The organism is Planococcus halocryophilus (assembly GCF_001687585.2).
Lineage (GTDB): Bacteria > Bacillota > Bacilli > Bacillales_A > Planococcaceae > Planococcus > Planococcus halocryophilus.
Genome location: NZ_CP016537.2, coordinates 1,905,628 through 1,922,339, shown reverse-complemented (window position 1 = coordinate 1,922,339; position 16,712 = coordinate 1,905,628). Strand labels below are relative to the sequence as shown.

Below are 16,712 nucleotides of genomic sequence, written 5' to 3'. Positions count from 1 at the left end.
CTTCTCTTTCTTTGTGTCTGAGAAAGTGTACTTTGACGAACTCTTTTTTCCAAAATTATCTAGCTATTATATTTAGTTCTAATTATATTTAACGTAACAGTTTTGATTCAGATAATAAGAGACAAAAGATAATTAAGGAGGACCTATGGAAAAAAGTAAAGTTCGTTTAAGAAATGATAGGAATGGAATCACCGTATTAATCGGCAAAAATTATGTGCAAGAATCGATTCATTACATCAGACAAACCAAATCCGAAATGTAGAAATAACCTATCGCTATGGAGAATCACAAATAGACTTCTTACATGAATGTCCAAGCATCGAAGCTTTAATACTAGAAGGACCGAGTGTGAAGAATTTTGACGGAGCCTTTCACTTGAAGTCTCTTAAAGCTTTGATAGTCAATGATGCTTCCCCCTCCTTGACAATTGATCTTAGCCAATTGATCTCTTTGGAAGAGATTTACGGTAAACTGGATGGGAGATAGTGGAGAAGTGATTGAACTGTGCAAAAGAATCAAAGACTACACGGAGGTCGATCCATATGAGTAATGGTCTTCATAATAACGAATTCAGTTGGGTGGGGAGTCAGTCTCACTATGTTGATGAGATTGATGTCCGCCAAATACAACATGTAACTATAGGTCGTTTCGGGGGTAATTCAACAGCAGGTCAATATAAAAATGAAGATGCTTGTCTCGTTTGGACTAATGAAAAGGAAGATTGGGAATTTGTTGTTCTTTTAGATGCGCATCAATCGGCAGAAAGTGCCGAATTAGTGATATCTACAGTCAACGTATTAAAAGGTGTTATCCAAAAAAAATTGAAGTTGCCGACCAAACAGGCATTCGAACAAACAGCAGAAACGTTACTAATGACTTTTGAAAGTTCCGACTTTAAAGAGTCGTGTAGGAAAGTACAAGGAGAAACAGCGGTTTTATGCGTAGTTCGGAAAGGCAAGTTTCTCTGGTGGTTATCCATCGGGGATTGTCTTCTTTATCTATTTCATCCAGAACTAGTAGCTTTGAATGAAACTCAACAAAATCATCGCAGTTTTTATGAATGGGTTGGACAAGTAAATACGTTTGAGCTACCGGTTCCTTGTTACAGTGTTGGAACCAAAGAATTAAGAAAAGGAAAAAATCAAATATTGTTGACTACTGATGGGCTTGTTGAATGTCCAAACACCAACTTTGGGGATCCAAACGAAGTTAAAAAACCATTTGAAACCCTTTCGAACAAGCAAGGTGTACTTGCCTTGCTAGAAGAAATTAAAGAGAAAAATGTCCGTGATAGTACGACAATCTTATCTTGGTTCATAAATGTAGATGCTGATTCAACTCGTCCAAGTAATGGCTGAATTACAGTCAGCTAAGAATTTAACTCGAATAGGGGGCATGTTCATTGGAAATTTGGGATTTAGTAGATGAATGTAGAAACCCGTTAGGTAAGTTTCATACTAGAGGAACTGTACTTCCACCTAGTGAATTCCATGTGGTTGTGGAAATATTTATGATAAATGCTGACGGGCGAATTTTATTGACGCAAAGAGATACTCTTAAGACATATCCATTGCTTTGGGAAAGTACAGGCGGATCGATGACAGCTGGAGAAAGCAGTGCGGAAGGCGCTATTCGGGAACTGGAAGAAGAAACGGGGATTGTTGTAACTCCACAAGAGCTTCGGTATTTAGGAAAAATTAAAAAAGGCAATTATTTCTTAGACAGTTATGTATTCAGGAGCACAAGAGATGTTGAAATATGTGAATTGATTTTGCAACCGGGTGAAGTATGTGATGCGAAATGGGTTACGTTAAAAGAATTAAAGGATCTGAATAAGAAAGGCCAAATCGTTCCTGCCGTTTGGGAACGATACCAATTGTATTTGAACGAACTAGGGTAAAGAAGGCGTGGCGTAGAAGGTGACCATATTAAATAGAGAAGATTTAATGTGTGGGAATTTTATTTGTTTAGGGAGATGTAGAACGATGAAGTTTCTAAAACACCTAATGTTACTCGCTTTTATATTTCTTCTGGCTTCTTGTTCTACCGGATACCCAGCAAAAGAATTAGTAGGAGTGGTATTTTATTTGTTGAAACTGCGAGTAGATAACGGCTGGTTTAACTAGAAGAAATCGATTTTGCAAACAAACTTGGGTTTACTGCAAACAAACGCCGTTATCGCGCAAACAAACAAAGTGAAACTGCAAACAAACTATGAGATCGCGCAAACAAGCCTTCTTATCCCGCAAACAAACGCATTTTCTTGTAATTCGACCGTAGAATGTTGAGTGGAAAATATAAAAATGCATAGATATGATCAACGAGGAATCACTTGTTAGCTCACAATATCCATTTCAAGATTCTGTTGTCATTCGAACACAGAAAATTTACCGTCAAACACATATAAAAAACGATTAACTTTTTTTTGGCTGGATTTCTCGCTTTATTAGGTTCTATTAACGCCCAATAGTTTGGAATAAGAAAAAGAAGTGCAGCAAAAACCGCACTTCTAAAAAGGTAATAGCATTAATCTGTCTAGCTTTTTCCACCTCTAGGATGCAAAGTGTTGATTCTTTCCATTCCTGTAATAATAGGCTTTGCTCGCTGTATCAACAATTTTGTTGAATCTAGTGACAATGATGCTTGATGTGCTTTTTCACTTTTCCAAACTTCATAAACATATACGGAATCAGGTTCTTCTTCAGCAGTGCTTATTAAATAGACTTCACAGTCATCCAAACTTTGCATTGATAATGCAGCTTCTAACAAAATATCTACTAAGGTTTCGCGATCTTCGACTTGTACTTTAAACTTTCCATATAAACCAAACTTGTTCATACAATACCTCCATAAAAGTTTAATGAAAATTGTAGTTAAACGGTCTCCATCACAGCGAAATAGTTCCCTTCATCGTCGGCGAAGTTAAAGCTCCTTCCGGTACCCATGTCTACCAATTCACCTGTTTCGATATTTTTCCCTTTAAATTCTGCATGCAACCTTTCAATATGATCCGAGTAGAACATCAATGATGGTGTACCTAGATTTAGGTCGGGTGACATTTTTGAAATAACTGCTTTGTCATGCAAAACGAGCGTCGTTGCGGCATCTTCAGTTGGGGCAATTTCAATCCATTTAATCCCCATTTCTTCAGAACCTCCGTAAGCAATTACTTTAAATCCAACTTTGTCTTTCCAAAATGCCTCTGCTTTGTCTTGATCTTGCACATACAACATCACTTGCCCTAACTTGTTGATCAACTGAATCACTCCTAAGCAATTATTTTTATCGTGGAACTAATTGTATACAGAATATTCGAATTTTAACAAGGGGGAAAATGTGAATTTAAATAGTGAGATAACTTAAGGGCGTATTATATTTATAAATAGCATTAAAAAAATTAATCGAATAATTTTAAGGAGGAACCGAAATGAGTTAACAATCATGGTTGCCAACTTTAATAACGAACACCTCTGAAGAAGGTTATGAACTTGCCGTTAAACTCGCACGAAAAGCTATAGGAATGACTGAACCCGATGAAAATATACGCAAAAACTTCGTCCAGATTATGCAAATAATGCAGATAGTTTAACTTTAGCATCCCAAGTGGTGGCTATTCATTTTCAAACGGTAGCAGCTGCGAATAATTATTGGAACGATAAATGAATTTAAAACATCCGTATTCCGAAACCTTAAGATTCAATCCTGGGTTTCGGTTTTTTGCGGCATGTGAGATTAATACAGCCACAATTAGGGTATATATATAAGTTTTGTAAAAAAATTTTTTCTTAAAGCATTTTTCAAGTACGCTTGAATTAGTGAGACTTTGATAAAGTTGAAAGGGGGATATAGGGTGTTCCATATTTATAAATCTTCACTTAATGGAAAGCTAGAAACCATAGAGAGTTTTGACCAGAACTGCTGGATCAATATTACGGCACCATCACAAGAAGAGCTTGAAAAAGTGTCTCAGCATTTTAATATCCCTATGGACTTTTTAGTAGATCCTTTAGATTTAGAAGAAACCGCACGAATTGAATATGATGAGGAAACAAATAGTACATTGCTTATTAATGATTTTCCGATACCAGATACGACAAACGACCGATTTAATTCGTATATCACCATTCCAATCGGGATTATTATCGGAAGCGACTACATAGTCACTATATGTCATCAACCAAACAGCTTTTTAACAGGGCTCATTAAGAAAAATGTTAGTACATTAATGAGAAGTCGATTTGCTTTAGAGGTATTATTGTCAATTTCAACCTTGTACTTGGACAATTTAAAAACACTCAACAAACAGCGTCTTAAAATTGAAAGTAATTTGCGCGAGTCGTTTACGAACAAGCAGTTGTATGACTTGATGGAAATCGAAAAAAGCTTAGTTTATTTCCTCACGTCGTTAAAGTCGAATGGGGATGTCGTTACGAAACTGTTTCGTGTTCATTCCATCAAACTGTATGAGGATGATAAAGATCTTCTTGAAGATGTGAAAATTGAAAACAATCAAGGAATTGAAACGACCGAATTGTATACGAGAATTTTGGATAGTATCACGAGTTCTTATTCTTCGCTGATTTCGAATGAGTTAAACAATACGATGAAAACTCTCACTTTGTTTACTGTATTCTTAACTCTTCCTACACTCGTATTTAGCTTTTTCGGAATGAATGTAGCTTTACCAATAACCGATGATAATCCGTCTTCTTGGATGAGTACACTTGGGATTTCTTTAGTTTTTGTTGCAATGATTGGTTGGGCATTGTGGAAAAGAAGAATTTTTTAGAAATGTACATAATTGAAAACAGTCGATCTCTAATGGGATCGACTGTTTTTTGCTTGATAAAATTTTTAAATATAAAGAAGCTTCGCTGATTCCAAACGATTTCTAACTAAAATACCAATCCATGCAGCAAGTGCGGCTTTAATAAGTCCAACTAATATAAAGGGGAAAAATCCTCCCATAAATGCACCAGTCCATGAAAGATTAGCGAACATCATTAACCAAATCGTACCGAATGTTAATGTAATAAACATACCAATTACATTCGCAATCAGAGCATTCATAAACGTATAGCTCGTTTTCTCAAGGTAATAGCCAATAATAAAAGCGGCTGGTAGAAATCCGATTAAATAGCCGCCAGTTGGTCCAAATAAGCTACCAAGACCACCTGACATTTGTGCGAATACGGGTATACCGATTGCACCTAGTCCTAAATAAACTAAAACAGACAGCGTTCCATATTTAGCACCTAAAATTGTAGCAGCCAATCCAATAGCAAGAGTTTGTCCAGTAATAGGTACAAGTGGGAGCGGGATAGTGATTTGTGCGAAAATGCCGATGATGGCTGCGAATAATGATGTTACAATCATCATTCTTAGTTTTACATTTGCTGTTGTCATAATACACCTCTTCATTATAGTTAACCTAATTAGAATTTAAGTTAACTCAAATGGTAGCATAGAGAAACAATTACTGTCAATAAAATGTAAAAAAAGAATTACTAAGACCTGCGATAAAAAGCCCCAGTGAAATGGATTCACTGGGGCTTTAGAGTACACCAATATAAAATTGTTAGTCGCAATTCTAAAAGATATACTGTGAAAAAATTTTAAAATCACTAGTTAATGATTAATTAACTCCTACAGCTGTAAATGCAGCTTTCACACTTGCAACTTCTGAACTTGAAGCTCCGTAAAGATCAGTAGCTGCTTGGATCGTAGAAACGCGGAAATGACTGTAGTTTGAGTTAGGCGTTAAATATTGAGTTAATGTACGATAATAAATAGCACCCGCTTTATTATTGCCAATTCCATTCACACTAACTCCGTAATGCGTTCCACCGTTAGCTAGTAAGTACGCAGCTTTATTGCTAATTCCAGAGTTAATATGAACGCCGCCGTAATCGCCTGTTCCTGTATATCGTTTCGAATAATGATCAGGATCTCCGCTTAGAGTCGGATCTTGCATTGAACGAAGTGCATCACCTGCAATATTTGGCGTATAAATATCTTCTCCAACTTGCCAATCAGGGTTGTTATTGAAATGGAACTCAACAAGTGTTCCAAAAATATCAGACATTGACTCGTTAATTGCGCCTGATTCGTTTTGATAAACCAAGTCAGCCGTTGTATCTGTCACAGCGTGTGTCAGCTCATGAGCGATAACATCAAGTGCACCTGATAGTGGGATAAATGTATTACCATCACCGTCTCCATAAACCATTTGAGAACCACTCCAGAAAGCATTGTTGTAGTTACGCCCATAATGGACCGTGGAAACTAGTTGTGCTCCGTTACCATCGTAACTGTTTCGACCATGAACGTTATTAAAGTAGTCATAAGTTTTGCCCGCATAAGCGTGAGCATCAACTGCAGCTCCGTCGTACACTGCATTGTAAATATTGTCGCTATCAAGCCATAAAGTTCCAGGTGTCTGCGTTCGATTTTTAGCATCGTAAGTTAATATGCCATTTCCTCGTGTTCCATCCGCTAAGTAAGAACCATTGCTGTTTGTCAGCGTATTGAACGTTTTTGAATCTCCTAGCACACCTTTTCCGCTACCAATCGTATTGTTTCCTGTTATACCAGGTCCACCTGTTGAAGGTTTAGCTTCATGGATTTGGTTGTATGAATCTAAAATTTCGCCTGTTTTGGCATCGACAAAGTATTGATAATTACCAGGTTCCGGATAAAGAAACTCGAATTCTGCACTGTAGGCATAGTTCGCATTACCATCTTGGAAGTATACAACCAGCTCAGGTGTCACTTCAGATTCTAGCTCTGGAGTACTGCCAATTTTTTTATTCAAGTCAGCTTTTGCTTTTTCAAGTGCTACGTCTGCTTTTAATGTAGCGCCTTTTTTCAATGATTGCTTATCATATAATTCTGGAGTTAAATTACCTGAAACTGAGTTCAATACACCATCTTGGTCCACATGCGCATTGATCACAGACCCGAAAACAGGAACGCCTTTAAACATTTGTTGCATTTTCAGGTTCGTAAAGCCAAGATCATCTTTTTCCTGGCTGACAACTTTAAAGTTAGAAAGTTCCTTTTTACCAAATTTATAAAGTTCCTCTTTTTCTTCCAAATATGTAAACACAATTTCTTTAGCTGATTTATTGGATGGAGTCGTGAGTTTCCCATAAATCATGTCAGGCGTTTTGGTTTCTTTATTGATATGAACCTTTTCCGTTGTTTCTTGTGTAGGGGCGGTATTTGCAGAAACCGCAGTTGCTGATAACGCTAGTGATGCTGCCAAACTTAAAGTCAGTAATTTTTTCTTGTTCATCAAATTCACTCCTTCTCGTTTTACCGGCATCGAAGCTCGGTGTATTCATCATAACTTTTTAACTTTTCTGAATATATAGGGTGTATTATGTGTTTTTCGGGTGCCGAAAGAGTGATTATTTAACTGCTGTAAATTAATGGATAATTGCGAATGTCAAATTTATAGGTATATGTATTTTAAGAATTTCGAAATCCGTTATATTTATGATGATTAATGATAAAATATTCCATGTATACTGAATAATTAAAATATTACAAAAAAGGTTTTTTTATTGTATAAAAAGTTCATGGCAATAAGCGAGAAAATATGTGGGAATTAATGTTAATATCGAATTAGTAGAATTTTTGCTTTTTAGATTAATTACACATAAGAGGAATAAGGGGAGAACGCTGTGATAAAAAGAGTGCTAGAGAAATTTGCATTTCACCCAGCTGCGATAAACAAAGTAGAAGATTCTTTTAGTTCAACCGTATACAAATGTGCGTTACATACAGGGGAAAATGTCTATGTGAAAATTCCTTATACAAAATTGAAGTATCAACGAGAATTGGATGCTTATAAATTGTTGACAGGTAAAGTACCGGTACCCCAAATGCTAGATTACTGGTCTGGTGATAGCGAATGTCCAGGTGCTTTTTTGTTGACTGAACTAAAAGGAAAGCCTTTAACTACGGACGTTTCGTCAGAAGTGGCGTTTCGAGTGGGAATTTTACATGCCCGAATGCATGCGATTTGTCCACCGGTTGACCAAGAGACAACAAGAATTGAAAATGAGTTTCCCAATTGGCTCAGTTTTATCGAATCTAAATTTCTTGATTTTGCAGAAGACGTAAAAGAAATTGTGGAAGACGAGTTGTATGCGAAAAGTATGAAGAAATTTATTGAATTAAAACAACAGTTACCTGCTCCGGACGGTCCTAGCTTTATCCACATGGATTTTCGTCCAGGCAATATCATTGTGGATGGTGAAAAGGTTTTAGGGATGATTGATTTCGAAAGTGTTCGATTTGGATCAATAGATATTGATTTTACAAAATTGTATCGAGATTTTCTAAGCTTTGACGCTGATTTGTATCATGCGTATCAAGCTGGTTATCGCACCATTAAACCATTGTTGGATTTGGAAAAGGTACTGCCGTTTTATCAATTTTTAGATGCCTTTAATAGCATCGGCTGGTGCAAGCGTCGAGGCGTTGAAAAAAACGCTGCTTTTCTAAAAGAGAATTTAGCTATCTTGAAGAGAATCCTAAATTGATAAAATTCATAGATTTGGATAGAACAAACAATATAAAGGTGGCCTAAGCAGTGGTAGATGATAAAAAACTTGATCCATTCGACACAGCGCAACTATTTATAAATAAGCATTTTCCTCATTGTCAAGGAGCTTTGTTAGCTGGCAGTGTGGTTCGTGGCGAAAGTACGGAAACATCCGACTTAGATCTTGTAGTATTTGAGAAAAATCTGTCTATTTCTTATCGGGAGTCATTTTTTGAGTATGGGTGGCGGATTGAATTGTTTGTTCATAACCAAATATCATACAAATCTTATTTTTTGAGTGATTATGAAAGAGCTAGGCCATCAATGCCTCAAATGGTAGTTGAAGGTGTGATTTTAAAAGACGATGGAATGATTTCAGCGATAAAAGAAGAAGCAAGAAAACTGCTAGAAAAAGGGCCGAAAGAATGGTCAGCTAAAACGATTGTTGAAAAACGATACTTCTTAACAGATTCGCTCGATGACTTTATCGGCTGCAATGACCGGGCAGAAGGGATTTTTATTGCAGGTATCTTAGCTGAGCTAGTAAGTGAGTTTGTTTTAAGGGTTAATAAAAGGTGGATCGGCAATTCAAAATGGATTGTCCGTTCATTAAAAGCTTATGATGTCGAATTTGCCCATGACTTTGTAAGCGCTTTTGATGAATACTATAAAACTAGTGAGAAACTAAAAGTTGTTCAACTTGTTGATAGGGTACTGGAGCCATACGGTGGGCGTTTGTTCGAAGGGTTTTCAAACGGTAAAGAATAACTAAGTAGAAAGAGGGAGTATAGTGAGGGAAATGAGATTGGAAGCAGCGCTGGAGCATGCAGGTCTTATGTTAGGGGAATTTCTTGGTGAAGGCGCATGGCATTACGCTTGGCAAGTAAATCGAGGCGAACAACAATTAGTTTTACGAATACCGAAGACGATAGCTTACGGAAAGCAAGTATCATTTGATGAAGCTGCATTAAAAGCAGAGTATGCTGGAACAAAACTTTACTATCAGACTGTAAACAAAGCACACGAAGGGGCGGCACCGTTATTCTTTGACTACCATGTCACACCTGAGTTAACTTATACGATAGAAACTTATGGTGGCAGTCAAATTGATTTGCATACGATAACGCTAGAAAGAGCTTATAAAATAGGTTTACAAACAGGTGCAATTCACAAGGCAACTGAAGAGATTCCTCATGGGTTGGCTGGGTTTGGTTATTTAGCTTGGTCCGAAGAGAAAGGATTGCACGGTGCTTTAAACGGTGATGTTAGCGAGTTCATATATGAAGAAAGCGAAGAGCATTTAGCGGATTATCAAGCTCTTTGCCTAGCGTATCTAGACTATGATGACATCATAGTAAAGAAAGCACTTCAATTAGCTGTAAACCTGAGAAAAAAGGCATTCATAAAACCACTCTTAGGAAATCAAGATGTTTCTCCGGAGAATATTTTATGCAGTGGTGAAAATGTATGTCTAATTGATCCTTATCCAAGCGTTTATTATGCTAGAGGAATGGCTGGGAATTTTATGAATTTGTATGAAACATACTTTGTCGCGTTGGCCGATACAGAACGTTATAAAAAACATCGTTTTCACGAGTGTAAAGGGAATTTAAGAATGATAGCTAAAGGATTTATAGAAGGATACAGTGCTGGAAACCAACAAATAGTCGGTGAAATTAGAGGAGAGCAATTGCTTCAATTGCTTGAAACCGCACATAGTCATTTTCGCTTACTTTCAGAAGACGTGGCAAAAGAAACCGAAATTCGGTATGGCAATAAGGAAGCAATTGAAAAAAGAGTGGAGATGCTATGTAGAGAGTTAAAAGAATTAGCAGCTTCTCAAATCAAGGTGCTCGTGTAATCTAAAAACCTTCAAAAATTTAGAGAAGAAACGCTATTAGACTTTTGTTACTCAGATAAAAGTTTGGAGGAAGAGTTGGAAGTTTATACATTTGAACAAATTCTAGAATATATTGATTTGGCAGTTAACGCAGTTCTTGATAATGATAAATTAATCAATTTAATCGAGAGGAGAAATTATATGAGCGGCAAAGAATTACTTTCAGCATTCAGAAATGATCTTAGCAACTATTCTCCGGAGCAGCTAACACATATTCAAGAAAAAGGCGTTTGGTCGATTGGGCAAATGTATGACCATATTATTTTAGTAGCACATGAATATCTCGACAATGCAGAAGCTTGTACTAGCTTATCAGAAGAACAACCTTTAGGGAAAACGCGAATAGGGGAGCAATTAATAAAACACGGTGGATTTCCACCTGTGAAAATCAGACTACCGGACGAAATGAATGCCCCTCCTAACAATACGGATAGTAATGAAGTACTCGCCAAGAGAATCGACGAAGTTATCGAAAGACTAGAACAGTGGGAAGTGATAATAGATTCGGTGAATCCAAATTATAAAGTTGAACATGGTGGATTTGGCTGGTTAAATGCGATGGAATGGGTTGAACTAGTTGAAATGCATTCTCGGCATCACCTGCGTCAACAAAAAGAATTGGAACGTTACATTTAACGAAACCAATTAAAGTAAATTGAAAATTCATGTATAAACTAAAAAGAGTAGTCATCAACGCACACTAGATAAATTGATGTTAATTTTGCTGCATCTAAAAAAAGCCGCTAATTAAAATTGCGGCTTTTTATAGTTTTTTATGGGTTATCTAAGCACTCTACTAACAATTTCATTGTACCGATCAACATCGATGAATTTTAGAAAAGTCTATTTTTCTAATGATAGAATGAGTGAAAGGTCAAGGGGGAAAGAATTTGAAATTTTATGTTGCATCAAGTTTTAAAAACAAAGAACAAGTACAGTATGTTAGTCATGAACTAACGATGAAAGGGTTTGTGCATTCCTACGATTGGACTAAAAATGAACGTCCTTCTACTTTAGAAGCATTAACAGAAATCGGGACTAAAGAAAAAGATGCTGTGATGAATTCAGATGTTGTGATTGTTTTGCTACCAGGCGGAAAAGGAAGTCACATAGAATTAGGGATGGCTATTGCTGCTAAAAAGAAGGTTTTTCTTTATTCTCCGGATAATGAGATTGATGATCTTGCACTAACGAGTACTTTTTATCAGTTGCCAGAAGTTCAAAAAGTAATCGGAACGATAGACGACTTAATATTAACCGTTTGCTCAGAATAACAAATTAGTACTTAAGAAAAAGCAAAGATAGAGAGGAGAAATGGTCATGAAGTATGATTTGGAAACGAATAAAAAGAATGCGAAGGATTTTTATGAAACGGCTTATTTGGGTAAGCCTGCTGAAGCTGTTCAAAGCTATGTAGGAAAAGAATACATTCAACACAATCCGGATGTCGGAAACGGCAAAGAAGGATTTATAAGATACTTTGAGAAAATGCATAAAGACTATCCAAATAAAAGTATTAATTTTGTTCGGGTGATTGCAGAAGGTGATTTAGTGTCTCTTCATACCCATCAAGTTTGGCCGGATGCAGAAGAATATATAACTATGGACTTTTTCCGTTTCGATGAGCAGGGAAAAATTGTGGAGCACTGGGATGCCATTCAAAAAATTCCACAAACCTCGAAATCAGGAAATCCAATGTATTAATTGTTATAGACAGATGAACAGATTACACATTACAGACGACAATGTTTCGTATTGAGGTGGACTTAATGAATCAATTGAAAGGGAAAGTCGCAATAGTAACAGGGGTGAGTCGACTTCAAGGAATTGGAGCTGCGATTTGCCGAGAATTAGCTAAAAACGGCTACCATATCTTTTTCACTTACTGGACAAAGTATGATAAACAAATGCCTTGGGGGCTCGAATTAAATGAACCAATGAGGTTAAAAGAAGAGTTAAAGAAAACGGGTGTAAAAGTAGCTTGTGAAGAAATAGATTTAAGTCAATTTCATCATTTAGAATCCCTTTTAGATAAAGTGGTAGAAGATGTAGGTGAACCAGACATTTTGATAAACAATGCAGCTTATTCTACGAACAATAACTATACAAATTTGACTGCCGAAGAACTTACTCAGCATTATATGGTGAACATTGGAGCTACCACTCTTCTCAGTAGTGGTTTTGCGAAGCGTTTTAAGAAAAAAATGGGCGGGAGAATTGTCAATATTACTTCTGGTCAATTTCAAGGGCCAATGCCAGGAGAACTAGCCTACGCCACGACTAAAGGTGCCATCGATGCATTAACCATAACCTTGGCTGCAGAAGTTGCTCCGATCGGAATAACGGTTAATGCGATAAATCCAGGTCCAACTGATACAGGGTGGATGACTGAAGAAATCAAGCGTGAATTGGAGCCAAGCTTTCCTTTCGGTCGGCTAGGCGAACCTAAAGATGTTGCGAAAACGATTAAGTTTTTAGTAAGTGATGATGCGGAATGGATTACAGGTTAGATTATCCATTCCGAAGGTGGATTTAGAAGGTAAACCATTGATATATATAAGAGACGTAAAGAAGAATGTATTTCGCCTTCTATACGTCTTTTTTTATGAAATAAAAACCATGTAATTTTAGAACCAATTAACTTCCAGTAAAAAGAATATAAGATGCTAAATAGAAAATATTTTATGAAATTATGTCTTAATTTTCAGATAATATGGTATTATAGAACTGAGATTAGAAATTAATGTAGATTTTTAGTGGCGGTTTAAAAAAATGCTATTATTTATAGGTCAAAAGGCTTCGATAGAGTCTTTTTGTTCAGCTGACTTGTTTAACACTAGTTAGTGGGGTTCGGTTAAAGGGAGCTGATGTTAATAGTGTTTTACTGTTAAATACACACACTAAAAATAATAAGTAAAAGAAGGGTGATGAGAATATGAATGTTAAGGGAAAAAAAGTAACGCTTCGCGCACTAGAGAGAACAGACATGGAAGAATTGAGAAGTTATTATAATGATCCAGAAATAGCACCCTTACTCGGAGGGTGGACAATCCCGATATCGTCCGAGCAACAAAATCGCTGGTTTGATCGATTGGAGTTTGATAACCGAAATCTACGTTTGGCAATTGAAACAGAAGAAGATGGATTTATCGGAATCTCTAATATTTTAAACATTGATTATCGAAATCGTTCTGCGCATCACGGAATTTTGATCGGGAAAAAGAATATGCGTGGACATGGATATGGTCGCGATACAGTAATGACCACGATGAAATATGCTTTTGAGGAACTTCAGTTGCACCGCCTAGAAGGAGATATTCTAGAACATAATGTACCTTCATATAATTTGTTTATAAAAAAATGCGGATGGGTGGAAGAAGGCAGAAAGCGGGATTATGCGTTTCGTAATAACCGATATTACGACCAAGTCATTGTTAGTATTTTAAAAGCAGAGTATGAGCAATTATGCCAAGAAATCGGATATTGGAAGACAGATAGTTAATGATTTTTGATAGTTGTTTGTTTGGAGGAGTATACATGTCGGATAAATTAAAAGGAAAAGTAGCGATAATTACAGGTGCTGCAGGTGACTTGGGGAAAGCTGTTGCAGAAGTTTTTTTAAAAGAAGGAGCGAAAGTAGCTCTGGTAGATCGCGATCAGCAAGCTCTTCATAATTGTGAAAATTCTCTAACTCATATTGGTGAAGTGTTTGGAGTCGTTGCAGATGTTACTTCCGAAAATGAGGTAGCATCTTATGTCGATAAAGTCATAAAAAAATGGGGAAGAATTGATATATTCGTCAACAATGCCGGAATCTTAGGCAAAGTGGCACCACTGATCGAACAAACAGTCGAAGATTTTGATGCGATTTTGAATGTTAATGTCAAAGGCGTTTTTCTTGGCTTAAAAAAAGTCATGCCAGTAATGATTCAACAAAAGTGTGGCAGCATTATTAATACTTCTTCGGTTTCAGGCTTAATGGGAAGTAGCGGGAATTCACTTTATGCGGCTACAAAACATGCAGTTGTTGGTTTGACAAAGACAGCAGCTTTAGAAGCAGGATACCACTCAGTTAGAGTGAATTCTATTCATCCTGCACCACTAGATTCGACCATGATGAGGAAAAATGAAGAAGGTATAAATAGTGAAAATCCATCAGAAGTTAGGAAAGTCATATCTTCTCGTATTCCTCTAGGAAGATACGGAGAAATGTCTGAAGTAGCAAAACTTATTTTGTTTTTAGCAAGTGATGATTCTCAGTTTATAACAGGCAGTCAATATCGAATTGATGGTGGTATGGGCGCACGTTAAACAATATTTAGCAACTACATGAAAATGAGAAACGGCTTAAAGTAAAAGGGGATGAGGTTATGAAAGTAGGTATCATGCAACCATATTTCTTTCCTTATATCGGTTATTGGCAATTGATTAAAGCAGTTGATAAATACGTGATATACGATGATGTGAATTATAAAAAAAGAGGCTGGATCAATAAAAATAATATTTTAGTCAATGGAGAAGCAAAACCAATTTCGTTAAGAACGTTTAAAGTTAGTCAAAACAAACGCATTAATGAAATTGAAATTGATCATGATCTTATTTATAAAAAAAAGTTATTAAAAACCATTAAAGAAGCATATGGCAAAGCGCCTTATTTTCAAGATGTATTTAGCTTAGTTGAAAAAATAATAAATGATAGCGAACCCAATTTAGCGACATACTTAACAAATTCAATTAAAGAAATCTGTGCGTATTTAAACATACAGACAGAAATCATTCTTTCTTCTGAATTAGAAAAAAATGAGCATCTTCGAGGACAAGATAAAATATTGGAAATTTGTGGGCTTTTTTCAGCTGAAGAATATTTAAATGCGGCAGGAGGACTTCTGCTGTATTCACCTCTAGATTTTCAAGCACAAGGAATTGAATTGAAAATTATCCAAACAAGTCATATAAGTTACCAGCAAAGAGAGACAAGAGAGTTTGTACCTAACTTATCAATAATTGATGTCATGATGTTTAATAGTCTCGAAGAAATCGATGCTATGTTAATTGATTTCACTGTTTTAAATAACTTTTCTGAACTTTTCCAAGTAAATGCAACAATTGAGTAAACATCGATAAATAATGACAATAAAGGGTGAAGGTTATGGATAAAGATGCCTTAGTAAGTGTAGATTGTCTAGCTTACAATCACGAAAAATATATAGCGGAAGCAATCGAAAGTTTTTTAATGCAAAAAACAAACTTTGACTTTGAAATCTTGATTCATGATGATGCTTCTACAGATAAGACAGCAGCGATAATAAGAGAATATGAAGAAAAGTACCCTGATTTAATAAAGCCTCTCTACCAAAAACACAATTTATTTTCTCAAGGAGCAACAATGTTACAAATCAATCAGCGTAGAGCAAAGGGGAAATATATAGCTATTTGTGAAGGAGATGATTTCTGGACCGATCCATACAAATTGCAAAAGCAAGTGGATTATTTAGAAGCAAATCCAGAATGCGACTTATGTGTTCATTCTGCCTATCAATATTCAGAAGCCTTAAACAAGGTCGTCGGAAAAGTAAGGCCAAGTCGAAAGAGTCGAATGTTTTCTGCTGAAGAAACTATTTTAGGTGGTGGCGAGCTATTTCCAACCAATTCCATGGTATATCGTCGAGTAAAAGCAGATGATGTGCCAGGCTTCTATTTTGATGCAGGGTATGGAGATTATCCTTTAGCGATACATTTAGCGCATAATGGGCAGGTCCATTACATGGATGAGGAAATGTCTGTTTACCGTGTCGATGTGAAAGGGGCATGGTCTGAAAAGACATTAACTAACACCATAAACTCGACGAAACAAAATGATGGAACTGCAAAATTATTGGATAAGATTAATAGTCATACAAATTTGCAATACAATGAAATGATTGAAAGAACAAAAAAGAAAAATTATTTCTATTTATTAATAAGACAGCAAAAATTTAAAGAAGCATTTAACAAAGAGTATGCAATGTTTTTACTGGAAAGTGAATTTGTTAAACGAATATGGAGAAAATTTTGGAAAGCTCGCTACTATTTTAAAGACAAGAGAGATTCTATTTTTGTGAAACCGCGAAAAAAGTTAGCTTAAATAAATTTCACCGAAAATGATGTAAATAGAACCAATCCAAGCACCTTCAATTTAGTCAATTGTCATGAGCCCATCATGAAAATTGACTAAAAAGAAGGTGCTTTACTGTATTATCATAATGGTCCATTTATATA

18 protein-coding genes and 1 pseudogene are annotated in these 16,712 nt (G+C 36.1%); 15 read left to right on the top strand and 4 right to left on the bottom strand.

Annotation, left to right across the window (positions count from 1 at the left end; translation table 11 throughout):
- Positions 1-542: 542 nt before the first annotated feature.
- On the top strand, positions 543-1,358 hold the full coding sequence (locus BBI08_RS09695; protein WP_008498510.1) for a PP2C family serine/threonine-protein phosphatase: 816 nt from the start codon (positions 543-545) through the stop codon (positions 1,356-1,358).
- A gap of 44 nt (positions 1,359-1,402) precedes the next feature.
- Positions 1,403-1,900 (top strand): NUDIX hydrolase, encoded by a 498-nt coding sequence (locus BBI08_RS09690; protein ID WP_040851017.1) that lies wholly within the window; start codon positions 1,403-1,405, stop codon positions 1,898-1,900.
- 635 nt (positions 1,901-2,535) lie between these two features.
- Here BBI08_RS09690 and BBI08_RS09685 read toward each other — a convergent pair.
- Complete coding sequence (locus BBI08_RS09685; protein WP_008498506.1) at positions 2,536-2,838, bottom strand: putative quinol monooxygenase; 303 nt, start codon at positions 2,836-2,838, stop codon at positions 2,536-2,538.
- A gap of 35 nt (positions 2,839-2,873) precedes the next feature.
- Positions 2,874-3,257 (bottom strand): VOC family protein, encoded by a 384-nt coding sequence (locus BBI08_RS09680; RefSeq protein ID WP_008498505.1) that lies wholly within the window; start codon positions 3,255-3,257, stop codon positions 2,874-2,876.
- Between the two features lie 188 nt (positions 3,258-3,445).
- Between BBI08_RS09680 and BBI08_RS17445 the strand changes: the two are divergent.
- Positions 3,446-3,663 (top strand): annotated as a pseudogene (locus tag BBI08_RS17445) (hexameric tyrosine-coordinated heme protein).
- A 187-nt stretch (positions 3,664-3,850) separates the two neighbouring features.
- Positions 3,851-4,789 carry a magnesium transporter CorA family protein gene (locus tag BBI08_RS09670; RefSeq protein WP_008498504.1) on the top strand — a complete coding sequence of 313 codons (939 nt, stop codon included), beginning with the start codon at positions 3,851-3,853 and terminating at the stop codon, positions 4,787-4,789.
- Positions 4,790-4,854: 65 nt separating this feature from the next.
- On the opposite strand, the gene BBI08_RS09665 is transcribed toward BBI08_RS09670, so the two are convergent.
- Positions 4,855-5,406 (bottom strand): biotin transporter BioY, encoded by a 552-nt coding sequence (locus BBI08_RS09665; protein ID WP_008498503.1) that lies wholly within the window; start codon positions 5,404-5,406, stop codon positions 4,855-4,857.
- Between the two features lie 229 nt (positions 5,407-5,635).
- On the bottom strand, positions 5,636-7,297 hold the full coding sequence (locus BBI08_RS09660) for a M4 family metallopeptidase (protein ID WP_040851016.1): 1,662 nt from the start codon (positions 7,295-7,297) through the stop codon (positions 5,636-5,638).
- 391 nt (positions 7,298-7,688) lie between these two features.
- Here BBI08_RS09660 and BBI08_RS09655 point away from each other — a divergent pair, with 391 nt between their 5' ends.
- The 11 genes from BBI08_RS09655 (at position 7,689) to BBI08_RS09605 (ending at position 16,578) form a co-directional block, all read left to right on the top strand.
- Positions 7,689-8,552: an aminoglycoside phosphotransferase family protein gene (locus BBI08_RS09655; protein ID WP_008498501.1), complete on the top strand. Its 864-nt coding sequence runs from the start codon at positions 7,689-7,691 to the stop codon at positions 8,550-8,552.
- 50 nt (positions 8,553-8,602) lie between these two features.
- Positions 8,603-9,322 carry a nucleotidyltransferase domain-containing protein gene (locus BBI08_RS09650; RefSeq protein ID WP_040851015.1) on the top strand — a complete coding sequence of 240 codons (720 nt, stop codon included), beginning with the start codon at positions 8,603-8,605 and terminating at the stop codon, positions 9,320-9,322.
- A gap of 31 nt (positions 9,323-9,353) precedes the next feature.
- A complete protein-coding gene (locus BBI08_RS09645) occupies positions 9,354-10,415 on the top strand; it encodes a hypothetical protein (RefSeq protein WP_040851040.1) in 1,062 nt (353 codons plus the stop codon).
- Positions 10,416-10,490: 75 nt separating this feature from the next.
- Entirely contained in the window at positions 10,491-11,090 is a 600-nt protein-coding gene (locus BBI08_RS09640; protein ID WP_008498498.1) for a DinB family protein, read from the top strand.
- 254 nt (positions 11,091-11,344) lie between these two features.
- Complete coding sequence (locus BBI08_RS09635) at positions 11,345-11,728, top strand: nucleoside 2-deoxyribosyltransferase (RefSeq protein ID WP_008498497.1); 384 nt, start codon at positions 11,345-11,347, stop codon at positions 11,726-11,728.
- Between the two features lie 46 nt (positions 11,729-11,774).
- The gene (locus tag BBI08_RS09630; RefSeq protein WP_008498495.1) at positions 11,775-12,158 is read left to right on the top strand and encodes a nuclear transport factor 2 family protein; all 384 of its coding nucleotides are present in this window, start codon (positions 11,775-11,777) and stop codon (positions 12,156-12,158) included.
- A 65-nt stretch (positions 12,159-12,223) separates the two neighbouring features.
- Positions 12,224-12,964: an SDR family oxidoreductase gene (locus tag BBI08_RS09625; protein ID WP_040851014.1), complete on the top strand. Its 741-nt coding sequence runs from the start codon at positions 12,224-12,226 to the stop codon at positions 12,962-12,964.
- A gap of 425 nt (positions 12,965-13,389) precedes the next feature.
- A complete protein-coding gene (locus BBI08_RS09620) occupies positions 13,390-13,956 on the top strand; it encodes a GNAT family N-acetyltransferase (RefSeq protein ID WP_008498494.1) in 567 nt (188 codons plus the stop codon).
- 35 nt (positions 13,957-13,991) lie between these two features.
- Positions 13,992-14,765: an SDR family NAD(P)-dependent oxidoreductase gene (locus tag BBI08_RS09615; protein WP_065528036.1), complete on the top strand. Its 774-nt coding sequence runs from the start codon at positions 13,992-13,994 to the stop codon at positions 14,763-14,765.
- A gap of 59 nt (positions 14,766-14,824) precedes the next feature.
- Positions 14,825-15,568 carry a WbqC family protein gene (locus tag BBI08_RS09610; RefSeq protein ID WP_065528035.1) on the top strand — a complete coding sequence of 248 codons (744 nt, stop codon included), beginning with the start codon at positions 14,825-14,827 and terminating at the stop codon, positions 15,566-15,568.
- A gap of 35 nt (positions 15,569-15,603) precedes the next feature.
- Positions 15,604-16,578 (top strand): glycosyltransferase family 2 protein, encoded by a 975-nt coding sequence (locus BBI08_RS09605; protein ID WP_065528034.1) that lies wholly within the window; start codon positions 15,604-15,606, stop codon positions 16,576-16,578.
- Positions 16,579-16,712: the final 134 nt, after the last annotated feature.

Bases quoted from the DNA above. Each gene is read 5' to 3' on its own strand.
- BBI08_RS09625 (WP_040851014.1), top strand. From the start codon at position 12,224: ATGAATCAATTGAAAGGGAAAGTCGCAATAGTAACAGGGGTGAGTCGA.
- BBI08_RS09620 (WP_008498494.1), top strand. From the start codon at position 13,390: ATGAATGTTAAGGGAAAAAAAGTAACGCTTCGCGCACTAGAGAGAACA.
- BBI08_RS09665 (WP_008498503.1), bottom strand. From the start codon at position 5,406: ATGACAACAGCAAATGTAAAACTAAGAATGATGATTGTAACATCATTA.
- BBI08_RS09695 (WP_008498510.1), top strand. From the start codon at position 543: ATGAGTAATGGTCTTCATAATAACGAATTCAGTTGGGTGGGGAGTCAG.
- BBI08_RS09685 (WP_008498506.1), bottom strand. From the start codon at position 2,838: ATGAACAAGTTTGGTTTATATGGAAAGTTTAAAGTACAAGTCGAAGAT.
- BBI08_RS09630 (WP_008498495.1), top strand. From the start codon at position 11,775: ATGAAGTATGATTTGGAAACGAATAAAAAGAATGCGAAGGATTTTTAT.
- BBI08_RS09645 (WP_040851040.1), top strand. From the start codon at position 9,354: ATGAGATTGGAAGCAGCGCTGGAGCATGCAGGTCTTATGTTAGGGGAA.
- BBI08_RS09605 (WP_065528034.1), top strand. From the start codon at position 15,604: ATGGATAAAGATGCCTTAGTAAGTGTAGATTGTCTAGCTTACAATCAC.
- BBI08_RS09610 (WP_065528035.1), top strand. From the start codon at position 14,825: ATGAAAGTAGGTATCATGCAACCATATTTCTTTCCTTATATCGGTTAT.
- BBI08_RS09660 (WP_040851016.1), bottom strand. From the start codon at position 7,297: ATGAACAAGAAAAAATTACTGACTTTAAGTTTGGCAGCATCACTAGCG.
- BBI08_RS09615 (WP_065528036.1), top strand. From the start codon at position 13,992: ATGTCGGATAAATTAAAAGGAAAAGTAGCGATAATTACAGGTGCTGCA.